Origin of the sequence: Microbacterium sp. LWH7-1.2 (genome assembly GCF_038397755.1) — a bacterium.
Taxonomy (GTDB): Bacteria; Actinomycetota; Actinomycetes; order Actinomycetales; family Microbacteriaceae; genus Microbacterium.
In genome coordinates, this window is the sequence record NZ_CP151637.1 from 1,306,717 (window position 1) to 1,319,005 (window position 12,289).

Annotated in this window: 9 protein-coding genes; 8 read left to right on the forward strand and 1 reads right to left on the reverse strand. The window is 66.9% G+C overall.

The window, feature by feature from the left end; genetic code table 11:
- The first annotated feature begins 10 nt into the window (after positions 1 to 10).
- From MRBLWH7_RS06250 to MRBLWH7_RS06285, 8 genes are all read left to right on the forward strand, one after another.
- Positions 11 to 1,219, forward strand: coding sequence for an MFS transporter (locus tag MRBLWH7_RS06250; protein ID WP_342000289.1), 1,209 nt, complete (start codon positions 11 to 13; stop codon positions 1,217 to 1,219).
- Positions 1,220 to 1,325: 106 nt separating this feature from the next.
- Positions 1,326 to 2,081, forward strand: a complete 756-nt coding sequence (locus tag MRBLWH7_RS06255; RefSeq protein ID WP_342000292.1) for an SDR family oxidoreductase — start codon at positions 1,326 to 1,328, stop codon at positions 2,079 to 2,081.
- A 16-nt stretch (positions 2,082 to 2,097) separates the two neighbouring features.
- Positions 2,098 to 3,750 (forward strand): NAD(P)/FAD-dependent oxidoreductase, encoded by a 1,653-nt coding sequence (locus tag MRBLWH7_RS06260; protein ID WP_342000294.1) that lies wholly within the window; start codon positions 2,098 to 2,100, stop codon positions 3,748 to 3,750.
- 133 nt (positions 3,751 to 3,883) lie between these two features.
- Positions 3,884 to 4,846, forward strand: coding sequence for a helix-turn-helix domain-containing protein (locus tag MRBLWH7_RS06265; RefSeq protein WP_342000296.1), 963 nt, complete (start codon positions 3,884 to 3,886; stop codon positions 4,844 to 4,846).
- Positions 4,847 to 4,901: 55 nt separating this feature from the next.
- Entirely contained in the window at positions 4,902 to 5,999 is a 1,098-nt protein-coding gene (locus MRBLWH7_RS06270) for a zinc-binding dehydrogenase (RefSeq protein WP_342000298.1), read from the forward strand.
- Positions 6,000 to 6,099: 100 nt separating this feature from the next.
- Entirely contained in the window at positions 6,100 to 7,482 is a 1,383-nt protein-coding gene (locus MRBLWH7_RS06275; protein WP_342000300.1) for a substrate-binding domain-containing protein, read from the forward strand.
- On the forward strand, positions 7,482 to 9,038 hold the full coding sequence (locus MRBLWH7_RS06280) for a sugar ABC transporter ATP-binding protein (protein WP_342000301.1): 1,557 nt from the start codon (positions 7,482 to 7,484) through the stop codon (positions 9,036 to 9,038). Before MRBLWH7_RS06275 ends, MRBLWH7_RS06280 begins: the two co-directional genes overlap by 1 nt.
- Complete coding sequence (locus tag MRBLWH7_RS06285) at positions 9,035 to 10,024, forward strand: ABC transporter permease (RefSeq protein ID WP_342000304.1); 990 nt, start codon at positions 9,035 to 9,037, stop codon at positions 10,022 to 10,024. Before MRBLWH7_RS06280 ends, MRBLWH7_RS06285 begins: the two co-directional genes overlap by 4 nt.
- A 401-nt stretch (positions 10,025 to 10,425) precedes the next feature.
- On the opposite strand, the gene MRBLWH7_RS06290 is transcribed toward MRBLWH7_RS06285, so the two are convergent.
- Entirely contained in the window at positions 10,426 to 12,219 is a 1,794-nt protein-coding gene (locus MRBLWH7_RS06290; RefSeq protein WP_342000305.1) for an NAD(P)/FAD-dependent oxidoreductase, read from the reverse strand.
- Positions 12,220 to 12,289 lie beyond the last annotated feature (70 nt).

Genomic DNA, 12,289 nt, shown 5'->3' on the forward strand with positions numbered 1-12,289 from the left:
GGATCGGGCTATGAGCGACCTTCAGGGTCATCTCCCCGGCGACCCGAGTTTCCGGCGAGTCTCCCTGGCGCTCTTCTTCGCCGGATTCGCCATGTTCGTGCAGCTCTTCGACGTTCAAGCGGTGCTGCCGGAGCTCTCCGCGGAATTCGATGCCTCGCCCGCCTCCGCCGCTCTGACCGTGGCGGCGGGCTCCGTCGGCATCGCGGTCTCGGTCGTCCCGTGGGCGACCCTCTCGGACCGGGTCGGCCGCGTACCTGTTATGAAGTGGGCGATCATGGGGTCGGGCATCCTCGGGCTCGTCTCGCCGCTGGCTCCCACGCTCGAACTCCTCGTGATCTCGCGGTTTCTCATCGGGCTCGGCCTCGGGGCGATCGTCGCAGTGGCGATGGCGTATCTGGCCGAAGAGATCCACGCACCCTACGTCGCCTCCGCCGCGAGCACCTTCGTCGCCGGGAACGGGTTCGGAGCGCTGTTCGGCCGCATCGTCGCCGGTCTCGTGACGGAGTGGACCACGTGGCGAATCGGCATCGGCGTGCTCGCTGTCGTCGCATTCGCGCTCGCAATAGGATTCATCACCATCGTTCCCCCGTCCCGACGGTTCAGCCCGCGCGAGCGAGGTACGGCGCGCGAGCTCCCCCGCGCGTTCGGGCGCATTTTCCGCGATCGGGGCCTCGTCGCGCTCCTCGTGTCGACGTTCTTCCTCACGGCGATCGTCGCGATCGCATACAACTACGTCGGATTCCGCTTGCTCAGCCCCGAGTTCTCCGTCCCCCCGACGCTTTCCGTGCTGGTGTACGCGGTGTTCGCCATCGGCTCGGCGACGGTGTACTTCGTCGGCCGCGTGGTGCGGCGAGTAGGGAGGGTCCGGATCCTCATCGGCGCGTACGTGGCCGGGGCGAGCGGCGCAGTGGTCATGAACGCGACCCACCTCGTGCCGCTCATCCTCGGCCTCGCACTCGTGACGATGGGCGCATTCACCGCGCAGGCTCTGCTGAGCGGGTGGGTCCCGCAGCATGCGCGCAGGGATCGGGCGCTCTCGACCGCGACCTATCAACTCGCCGGGCAGAGCGGCGCGGCACTCCTGGGCTGGGGAGTCGGGCTGTTGTTTGGGGCGATGGGGTGGGCCGGCGTCACCGGTGCGATCGTCGTCGCGTTCCTGCTCGCCCTGACGCTCGTCGTGACGGTCTTGCGCGAGGTCGAGCGGTCAGATCGCACCTAGGCACTAGATCGAATAAGTGAACACTGTTTTCGCATAGCCGAACTCTTGCTACAGTATGCGAGTGGCGCCGACGCCACCACCCCCGAACGATCACTGGAGATGGACCGTGGCTGAGACTTCATTCGACTTCCTTCACTTCCCCGACGACGCCGTCGCGGTGGTAACCGGCGCGGCGTCCGGGATCGGTCGTGCGACCGCGGACACCCTTCTCGCGGCCGGGGTCGCCGTCTCCGGGTGGGATCTGTCAGCGGACGCGATCGCCGAGTGGGCGGATGCCGCCACTGCCGCCGGAGGGCGCGCCATCGGCCTGACCGTGGACGTGACCGACGCGGCCGCGGTGGGGCAGGCCTTCGAGCAGACCACCGAGCGTCTCGGACCGGCGGGATTCCTGGTGAACAACGCCGGCCCCGCGTCGACCTCCGAGTTCGCGTTCGACGACGCTCTGCGGATCTCGGCCGGCAGTGTCGAGCTCGTGACGCGTACCTGGCTCGCCACCGAGGGCTCCGCGGACGGGCACGTGGTGAACATCTCGTCCGTCGCGGGGTTCCACATCGGTGTCGGCCAGTCCTGGTACCCGGCTGCGAAGGCCGCGATCGCCGGATACACGAAGTACCTGGCGCTCAACCGCCCGAACGGCATCCGCGCCAACGCCGTCGCTCCGGGAATGACGATCACCCCCCGCACCCGTGAGTTCTATGTCGAGAGCGAGGCAGGCAAGGCGATCGTCGACCGCAACCCCTTCAAGCGCCCCGGGCAGCCCGAAGACATCGCTGCGGCGATCGTGTTCCTCCTCGCCCCCGTGTCGACCTACGTCAACGGCCTCCTCGTGCCCGTCGACGGCGGCTCGCTTCTCACGCAGTGAGGCAGGGACCACAGACATGACCGAACGAACTCCCCGCGTGGCCGTGATCGGCGCGGGCTTCAGCGGAATCGCCGTAGCCGTCGAACTCATCGATGCCGGATTCGAGGATGTCGTCGTCTTCGATGAGGCGGACGGCATCGGCGGGACGTGGTGGCACAACAGCTATCCCGGCGCCGAGGTCGACACTCCCTCGATCCTCTACTCGTTCTCGTACGCCCCCGAGGCATGGAGCCGGAACTTCGTCCAGCGCGACGAGCTCCAGGCGTATCTCGCCAGGGTCGCGGATCGCTTCGGGGTGACCGAGAGGACTCGCTTCAACACGAAGGTGCGCTCCGCGACCTGGAACGCCGATCGCCACAGCTACACCCTCGAACTCTTCGACGGCAGTCGGGAGGAGTTCGAGTTCGTCGTCAGCGCCGTGGGCTTCCTCAATGTTCCGAATCTTCCCACCTGGCCCGGCCTCGACGAGTTCGAAGGACCAGTGCTGCACTCGGCCCGATGGGATTCGGGAGTCGACCTGACCGGGCGGGCGGTCGCGGTGGTGGGTTCCGGCTCGACCGCCGCCCAACTCGTACCCGGCATCGCGGACACCGTCGAGAGTCTCTTGATGTTCCAGCGCGAGCCGGGATGGGTCCTCCCTAAGAACAGCCGCCCACTCACCGAGGAAGAGCGGCTCGCCGCAGGGTCCCCGATCGTGCAGCGCATTGTCCGCAGCAACATGCTGTGGCGGCGCGAGAAGGTGCAGCACGGCCTTCGCCTCCTGAAGCCCGGTACGAAGGCGAACCGGGCAGCCGAGTCGAATGCCCGGAAGTTCATCGGCACCGTATTCGCCGATCGCCCCGACCTCGCCGAGGCCGTCACCCCGAAGTATCCATTCGGAGGCAAGCGTCCGATCATGGCGGACGACCTCTACCCCGCTCTGCTGCTGCCGAACGTCAAACTCGTCCCCCGAGCGGTCGAGCGCATCACACGATCGGGCGTGGTCGACTCGTCCGGAGAGCACCACGACGTCGACGTGCTCGTGCTGTCCACCGGCTTCGACACGCGCTATATCACGACGCTTGACGTGTACGGCGCCGACGGGAGGAGCCTCCAGCAGGCCTGGAACGGCGAGCCGGAGGCGCTGCTCGGGGTGCTCACGCCGGGCTTCCCGAACTTCTTCATGATGTACGGGCCGCTGACCAACGGCGGAGCGGTGGCTTCGATGCTCGAAGAACAGGCGAAGTACGTCGGCGCGGCCATCAAGGCCGTCGTGCGGGAGGATGCCGACCACATCGAGGTTCGTCCGCAGGCGGTCGTGCGCTTCAACGAGATCATCCAAGGGAGACTCGCGGGCTCGGCCTTCTATGACGCGAGCAACTACTACAAGAGCCCGTCGGGCAAGGTGGTGACGCAGTGGTCCGACGGTGTCGGCTACTACATCTTCATGTCGCGGCGCTGGCGGCGCCGCGCCTGGACGCTGGCGCGCGACACGAACAAGCGAGCACGCCCCAGATGGGCACGCCCGCGCCCACGCGGCCTGCGGCGTCTCGATCTCTGGCCCGGGATCCTGCATCCGGTCCGGACGTACCGATGGGTGAAAGAGCTTCAGCAGACCGACCGGGGCAATGCGTTCGCGGCCGGGCGAGCCGGCAATGTGGAGAAGGTCGAGATCGGGACGATCGTCTGAGGCGGGTCGTCGAGGGTCGGACGCGTTCAGATCCGAGCCTCCGGCTAGTCTGGCCGTATCATCACGGTGGGCGTCGGCCGGTGCCCACCCGAGGTCATCGAGTCGGGCCGCACGCGACTCAGGAGGAGCGCGCATGGAGGACTTCGAAGCCCGGCGACAGCGGCTCGTCAAGGAGAGCGGCCCCACCGGTCGAACCGTCGCCGTGCTCGATTTCCTCGCCCTTAACTCGGAGTCGGAGTACACGTTCGCCGAACTGGCCCGTCAGACAGGGATCAGCAAGGCGACGCTCCACGACATCGTGCGCGTCCTCGTCGAAAACGCCTACATGCGGCGGAGCACCAATGGTCGGCTGAGCCTTGGCCCCGCGATCATCGGACTGGGCGATGCGGCGATAGGCAGCCGGCTCGCACTCCTCAACCTCTCGCGTCCGCTCCTGTCCCAGCTCGCCGCGTCCGAGGGCCTGCAGGCCGTCGCCAGTACGGTGACCGACGACGAGATCGTGATCCTCGCTCGTCACGGCGATCGGCTGGTCCGCAGTCCCTGGTACGAGGTGGGAGAGCGGATCCCGTTCGCGCCGCCCATCGGCACGGTCTTTCTGGCGTGGGGCGACGAAGCAGAGCTGCAACGGTGGTTCGAAAAGTCCGATGACACGCCGTCGGATCTCGATCACGACGAGATCCGGTCCGCCGTCAGGGCCGCACGCGAGCGCGGCTACACCTTCGGGCTGCGCGTGAACGCTCGCGAGCGTCTCCAACTCGTGCTCCATCGTCTCGAGGACGAAGAGACCGTCGACGGTGCGAAAGCGCACGTCGGCGAGCTGCTGGCCGAGATGAAGGACGAGCGATACCTCGTAGCGGAGCTCAACGAGAGCAGTGCCTACGACGTCGACTTCATCTCGTCGCCCGTCTTCGACTCTGTCGGCAGAGTGTCGATGGCGGTGAACGTCGTGGGCTTCACCCGCCCCCAGTCCAAGATGCAGATCGAGCGACTCGGCAGACTGCTCCTCAGCGTGGCCATGCGGATCACGGCAGCGAGCGGCGGGGTTGCGCCGGACAGTTTCCCGTTCGAGATTCGATCGAATAGTCGAACTCGTTGACTAGATAAACGATCGGCCCGATAGCCTGCTCCCAACCCTTGTCAAAGGAGCGAGCATGACTGTTCGACGCGTCGTCTACGACCCCGGCACCTCCGGTCTCAGGCTCGAAAGCTTCGACGATCCGATCGTCCCCAAAGACGGCCTGCTCGCCTCCGTGAGCTACGGCGGGGTATGCGGGACAGACGCCCATCGGCTCGCCGGCCATCTTCCCGCTCCCCCGGGACCCATCGCGCTCGGACACGAGGCGGTGGGCATCGTCACCGCTGTGGGGGGCGCCCGTACGTCCGACTCCGCGGGTACGCCGCTTCACCTCGGCGACCGGATCCTCTGGTACTCGCCCGCCGCGTGTGGTCACTGCCGCTCGTGCACGATCGACCGCGACCCGTCTACGTGCGCGAATCTCCGGTGGCCCTACCCGGCTCACGAGGACGGGCCGGCCGGTTTCCAAGAGGTGGCGGCGATCGCCCCGAACGTGCCGATGTACCGAGTGCCCGACATCCTCCCGCTCGAGGCGGCTGCTGCATTCGGCTGCGCCATGCCGACGGCGCTCAGCGCCCTTGATCAGGTCGGGGAGATACGGCGGGGATCGGTCGCCGTCGTCCTCGGCTCGGGACCTGTGGGTCTCGCTGCGACACTGGCGATGTCCGATCTGCCGCTCGCACGACTCATCGTGGTCGGCACCGGAGAGGAGCGCTTGCGGGCCGCGGCCGCCTTCGGCGCGACCGACGTGCTCGACATCGCCGCCACGACGGTGGAACAGCGCCGAATGGCTGTGCTCGACGCATCCGACGGCCGCGGGGCAGATCTGGTGTTCGAAGCGGCCGGCGTCCCCGCCGCGTTCACCGACGGCATAGAGCTCCTCGCGGTCCGTGGAACCCTCGCCATCGTCGGGCTCTACTCAGGTGAGGCGACGGCAGCCGTCGATCCGGTCTTGCTCAACAACCGCAAACTGAGGATCGTCGGGTGTCTCGGATCCGACCCGGGTCATCTTTTCCGTGGGATCGAACTGCTCGCGCGCTTCCAGGAGCGCTCACCGCTCGAAGGGGTGGTCTCGCCGCAGGTGTTCCCCCTCGGGCAGGCGGAAGAAGCGATTCGCGCGCTCGGTTCGGGCGCTCTGGTGAAGGCGTACATCGCGCCGGCGCTCGACGCCTGATCAGGGCCGGACACCATTCGGCACGGCAGGTGTCTCGCGGGGTGGGACAGTTTCGCGCCGTCTCCGGTGGCTCATCAATATGATTCGGTCCAATCGCGGGATGTTCGCTTATTCGACCGCGATCAACGAAAGAAGGAACGGCCGCCTTCGCTCACACGAGCATCTCGCGGTCGTGACAGTCCACCGCAGAACAACGAAGTTCCTGGAGGCAACAACAATGACCCGTGCAACTGTCACCCTCGGTCGCACCACGCGGCGCCCTCGCCGCCTTGTGCGAACGGCAGCGCTCGCAGCCGCCGCGGCCCTGCTCCTCGCCGGTTGCGCCACCGATGTGCCGCCGGCGTCGGGCCCGTCGGGGGCGCCCAGTGCGCCGTCCGACGAGGTCACGCTGTCGGTCCCGACCTCGGGCCCGTGGGAAGGCAGAGTGATCGGGTCAGCCGAGAACGCGCCAACCGTGGACGGAGATCAGGTCACTATCGACGTGGGCGCCGCCGCACCCATCACCGTCGAGAAGGACAAGAAGCTGAGGATCGGGTTCTCCTTCTCGGGTTCCTGCACGGGGTTCTACCAGATCGCGTGGGCCTGGGCCCAAGCCGCGGCGGAGGAGTACGGCTACGAGGCCGAGCTCCTCGAGAACTGCTTCGACCTCGATCTCCAGATCAGCCAACTGCAGCAGGCGATCAACGACGGGAAGTACGACGCGATCGTCGGCACGACCGTCGACGGATCGACGGAGTGCGATCTGTGGACGAAGGAGCTGCCCGCGGCGAACATCCTCGTCGTCCCGATGTCCAACCCGGTGTGCGGCCTCGACGCGGAGCCGGTCACCGCGATGTACTCGCCCGGCACCCTGGCGTACGTCGGCGGCGCGACGGGCACGACTGCTTCGTGGCAGGCGTTCCTGGAGGTCGCCTACGGCGATCACGCGGGCGAGAAGGGCCTGTCCATCAACTATCCAGTGGGGATCTGTGGGTGCGCGACCTCCTACGGCCTTGCGGTGGAGAATGCGCTGGAGGCGACCGGCAACGAGGTCGATCTCACGATCTCTGAGGTGAAGGGAACGGATGCCGCGGCCGGCCAGGCGCTCGCGCAGCAGTACCTCAACGACAACCCGGACGCCGGGTTCATCAACGTGCTGTCGTGGGAGACCGGACAGGGCGTGGTCGAAGCGGTGAAGTCCGCCGGCCTGGAGGATCAGGTGGACGTGTACATCTCCGGAGCGGATCCGGGCTTGGTCGATGCGATCGTGGCCGGCGACGTCACCGCGACGAACCCGAACTATCCCGGCCACTCGGCATGGGCGGCTGTCCAGCTGCTGCACCAGATCGTCTCCGGCGAGACGATCCCCACCATCGTCGCCAACGACGGGGCCAAGCTGGAGTCGTTCAGCGACACCGAGCCGCCGTTCGGGACGTTCATCGACCAGACGACGGTCGAGGACTTCGAGCCCGACACGGTCGATAGCGCCTCGGCCCGAGGATAGTGAGCACTCTCGCAATCGGTGAGGTCGCGGCATTCGCGTGCCGCGACCTCACCAAGAGCTACGGACCCGTGCAGGTCCTGGCGGTCGAGGAGCTGACGATCCGGCCCGGATCCATCCATGCACTCATCGGCCAGAACGGCGCCGGCAAGTCGACGTGCCTCAGCATGCTCGCGGGCCGGGTACAGCCGACCAGCGGGTCGATCGCCGTGTTCGGCGACCAGGTGGACTTCCGCGCGCCGCACGACGCGCTCCGGGCGGGCATCAGCGCCATCTACCAGGAGCTCTCCAATGTACCGACGCTGACGACCCAGGCGAATCTGCACCTCGGGGATGAACTCCGCAATGGCCCGTTCCTCGACGAGCGGGCGATGCGTCGGGAGCTGCAGCGCTGGAACGAGTATCTGGGGGTCTCGATCCCCCCCAATGTCGTCGCAGGGCGGCTGTCCGTGGCCGAGCAGCAGCTGCTCGAGATTATGCGAGCGCTGCACCACGGATCGCGCATCCTTCTGCTGGACGAGCCGACCGCGAGCCTCTCGCTCACCGAATCGCGCCGGCTGCTCGACGTCATGAAGGAGCTGCGGAGCCAGGGAACGACTCTCGTGCTGGTGAGCCATCACCTGGACGACGTGCTCGAGGTCGCGGACGACATCACAGTGTTCCGGGAGGGCCGAGTCGCACTGGAATCGTCGGCCGGCGAGCGACGGAAGTCCGCCCTCGTGTCGGCGATGCTCGGGGCAAAGGGCGTCACCGAGGAAGCAGCCGAGAGCGAGCAGATCTCGGTCGCACGGCGCCATCGCCCGAGCAAGGAGGTGCTCCGCGTCGAGGGACTCACGGTCGAGGCCGCCGTCGAAGAAATCTCGTTCTCTATCGAAGAGGGCGAGTTGGTGGGCCTCGGAGGGCTCGTCGGCTCTGGCCGATCGACCATCCTCCGTGCGCTCATGGGGCTCGGAAAGCGCACCGGCGGCCGGATGTGGATCGACGGGCAAGAGGTCCGCTGGCCACGCTCCCCTCGCGCGGCGTTGCGCTTGGGGATCGGGATGATCCCCGAGAGCAGGAAGTCCGAGGGACTCCTCCTGGGCGCCTCCGCCGCCACGAACATCGCATTGCCGCGGCTGCGGGGTGCAACGAGGTCGGGGGGCCTGACGCGGCGGTCGCTGCGTGACGCCACGGCGCCGAGCGCTCTCGGTGCCGGGTACGACCCCGGCCGCCTGGACCAACGCGCGGGGACACTGTCGGGAGGCAATCAGCAGAAGCTGCTCCTCGCGCGCTGGGACTTCACACGCCTCAGGGTGCTCCTGGCCGATGAGCCGACGCGAGGCATCGACATCGGCGCCAAGGCGACGATCATCTCGAACCTCGAGGCTCGCGCCGCCTCAGGGCAGGCGGTCCTCTTTGCGTCAGCCGAGATGGAGGAGGTGACGGCGCTCTGCAGCCGGGCGCTCGTCCTGAACGCCGGCCGGCTGGCGGGAGAGCTGCACTCAAGCGACGAGCCCATCACCGCCGACGCGATTCTCGCGCTGGCGTTCGGAACCGAGCAGGATGCGGAGACCTCATGACAACCACGATGAGCATGAAGACGGTCGGCGGCTCCGTGGGGAGTCCACGCCCATCCGCGTTCCTCTACCGGAACGCGATGTTGATCCTCCTCGGCGTGCTCGTGGTGGCGGCAGCCTGCGTCTACCCGAATTTCCTGACGCCGGCCAACATCAGCCTCATCCTGGTCCAGAACGCCGGGCTCGGAGTGATCGCGATCGCGATGACGTTCCTGATGGTGACGGGTGCGTTCGACCTTTCCGTCGTGCCGGTCTTCGTCGGGGGTGGAGCCGTCTACGCGGTGCTCTCCAGCACTGTCCATTGGAGCATCGCTCTCCTGGCCGCGCTCGCAGTCGGCGCGACGGCGGGACTCGTGAACGGCATAGTCGTCACGCGATTCAAGGTGAACTCATTCATCGCGACCCTCGCGACAGCGTCGGTCTACAGCGGGATCGCCGTCGCACTCATGGGTACCAACATCATCAACATCCAGTCGCCGAGCGCGCGATACCTCGGCACCGGGACGGTGGCAGGGGTCCCCATGCCCATCGTCATCCTGGTCGCCCTCTTCGTGATCGGGCAGCTCGTGCTCGGGCTCACTCCGTACGGTCGGCGTCTCATGTCGATCGGCGGCAGCGAAGAGGCGTCCCGGCTCGCTGGACTGCGGGTGAACGGTCTGCGGCTGAGCGCGTACCTCATCGTCGGAGCGAGCGCGGCGTTCGCAGGAGTGCTCTTCGCGAGCAAGCTCGGTGCGATCCAGTCGACTCAGCTGAATTCGTCCGCCGACCTCCTGCTCAACGCCATCGCAGTGGTCGTTGTCGGCGGAACCTCGCTCTACGGGGGCGAGGGTTCGGTGTGGCGGACGGCCATCGGCCTCATCGTCTTCGCGGTGCTCGACAACGTGCTCGCAGGCATCAACGCGGGTCAGCCCGCGGTCGCTATCACGAAGGGATGCGTGATCATCCTCGCGGTCATCACCGACGCTCAGGCGCGGAAGCGATCGGGCTAACGCACCTCCGGGCCCGGCGCCGAGCGCCGGCGGCGTCGTATGCGGAGTCCTCGTGTCGGACTATGTTCCGACCCCGCCCTCTTCGACGCGATGGAGGCGGGCGAGGTCACCCGACCAGCCCGAATTGTTCGGGTCAGACCGCGTGGGGCGGCCGAACTTCTTCAACTCACAGGTCTGCGGCGAGGCCTCTCCGACGATCGTGGCGAATGACGGAGGAAGTCTGGAGAGCTTCAGCGAGACATTCGCCCGTTCGGGACCTTCATCGACCGGTAGACGGTCGGGGACTTCGCGCCCGAGACCGTTGAGCGCGGCAGCGGACGGCTGACCGTTCCGACCTATCCACGACACGAAGAGGAGCCGCAGAGCCGATCGGTTCGGTTCCGCGGCTCCTCACCCGCGAATCAGGCCGACGCGTCGGGATCGCGGGGGATGATGCCTTCCTCGATCGCCTTGATCAGGAAGGCCGGCCATTTCGAGAAGAAGCTCGACGACTGGACGAAACCGGGCCCGAACCAGAGGCCCGGCTGCGCGCTGCGGCGCCACGCGTTCGGGTACTCACCCTGATCGTCTGTCGGCACGTAGATTCGGTCGATCTTCTCGGCGGCCTTGCCGAACCGCGTCTTCAGGTAGTCCCAGAACTGCACGTATCCGGTGGCGAAGAGGATCAGATCAGCGCGATCGCGTGAACCGTCGCTGAAGATCAGAGTCTCACCGTCGACCTCCACCAGTTCCACTCCCTGCTTGACCTTGATCTTTCCCTCCGCGATCAACCTCGATCCGCCGAGGTCGAACTGGTATCCGTCTTTGCCGGACATGTGCAGGCCGATCACGCCGGTCTTGTCCGGGCCCCACTCGAGCTTGAATCCGTTCGCCGTCAGTCCGTCCAGCAGTTCCCGGTCGTGCTCGGCTGCCGCAGCAACGATGTTCTGCAGCCCTGCCAGAGCGGCAGGAGAGCGATTTGGAAGCGAGAAGGCGACCTGATCCGTGTAGTCCTTCGTCCAGATCTTGTCCTGCGTGTACAGGCCGTACATGTACTTGAACGTCGCCTCCAGGCTGATGACGTAGGTCGAGGACCGCTGGAGCATCGTCACATCTGCGCCCTGCTCCCAGAGGTCCTGTGCCAGCTCGTGTGCGCTCACGCCTGCGCCGATGACGATCGCCCTCTTGCCCGCCCACCGGGACGCGTGCTGATACTCGCCCGTGTGCGCCCACTCGCCCGTGAACGTGTCCAGGCCCCTCACCTCCGGGATGCGAGGGGGTCCGTTCAAACCGGTGGTGATGACCACATGGCGCGGGTGCAGCTCACGGAAGGAGCCGTCTGCGAGACGTGTGCGCAGGTTCCACCGCTGCGCGTCCTCGTCGTAATCGGCGTCGAGGAACTCCGTGCCCGTCCATACGTTCAGATCCAGGAGCTTCGCGTACGACTCCATCCAATCGGCGAGCTTGTCCTTCGGGGTGTGCGCCGTCCAGGTGTCGGGGAAGGGGATGTAGGGCTGATCGTCGGCGAAGATCGGGCTGTGAAGCGCCAGCGCGGAATAGCGCTTGCGCCAGTTGTCGCCGATCCGCTCGTTCTTCTCGATCACAAGCGTGGGCACACCTAGTGCCGTGAGCCTCGCTGCCTGCGCCAGGCCGTTATGGCCGCCGCCGATGACGACGACCACGGGCTCTGAATCGGTAAAAGAGGATTCCTTCGCCCGATCGTCCGCCCATCGGGTGCGGCCGGGGACGACTTCATAGACCTTGCCGTCTCTGCGGTGGTGGCGGCTCCGCTCCGGGAACCGCTCTAGTGCGTCGAGCTGCGTCTGAAGCACAGCGGCCGCGTAGCCCTCATCGGACTGCACGAGAACGACGAAGGCCCGGTTCGAGCGCTCGTCGGTCCGGAATCGGAAGAAGGCGTTGACCGCGCCGTCGATGACGACCGGAGCCTGACCCTCGTCGGGGACGAAACCCGAGGCGTGCCATTTCGTGCTCCACTCGGCCAGGCGTTCCACGAGCGCCTCGCGGCCGATGCGGTTGGAGTGGTCCCACTCGAACGCGAGGAAGTCGCGCCAGGTGGCGTCGGGCAGGAAGAGCCGGGCGAGCGCCTCGGTGGATCCGCCGCGCAGGGCGTTCTCGAGGGCTTCGAGCCAGTCGGCGAGCACGTCGCCCGGATCGTTGCTCGCGGCGCTTTTTTCGAGGGGGGCTGCGATCGTCATCTGATGCTCCATTCACAGCGTTGTGACCGTATGACGGCGTGGAGTAGCCCGCGCCATCGCGAAACTGGGT